Raw genomic sequence first — 431 nt, 5'->3', positions numbered from 1 at the left:
TGGTGTTAGTGGCTGTAGCCGCGGGTGGCCATCCAGTTGGCGAGGTTGATGGTGCTGATCCAGTAGCTGGCGGTGTTGGGGTTGGCGGAGTCGGCGATTTTGACTTGGCGGCCGTCGTCGCGGTAGCCGTGGATGGCGATGTAGTGGCCGCCTTCGTAGCTGTGGGTGGTGCCGTCGGTGTCGGTGGAGGTGCCGGCGACGTTGGCGACGAGGGCGCGGTTGTCGTCGATGGTGGTTTTGATGTCGTGTTGGAGTTGGTCCATCTGTTCTGGGTTGACGTGTGGGTTGGGTAGGGCGGTGGTGTGGTATTTGTCGGTGCCGAGGACCTTGTTGAGGGCGCGGGTGGTGTCTTCGGCGCTGTTGGTGCCGGCTTCGGTGGTGCCCATTTCGTTGGCGAGGTCGTCCATGTTGATGGTGTGGCCGTCGGCGGA

Annotated in this window: 1 protein-coding gene; it reads right to left on the bottom strand. The window is 63.1% G+C overall.

All coding sequences use genetic code 11. The annotated features are described in order from the left end of the window. Positions 1-5 precede the first annotated feature (5 nt). A partial coding sequence (locus tag ACXN5W_RS30395) for a C39 family peptidase (RefSeq protein WP_473161821.1) occupies positions 6-431 on the bottom strand: 426 nt, incomplete at its 5' end.

The sequence above is a fragment of the Plantactinospora sp. A48 genome, from assembly GCF_055793945.1.
This window is presented reverse-complemented; position numbering and strand designations above follow the sequence as displayed.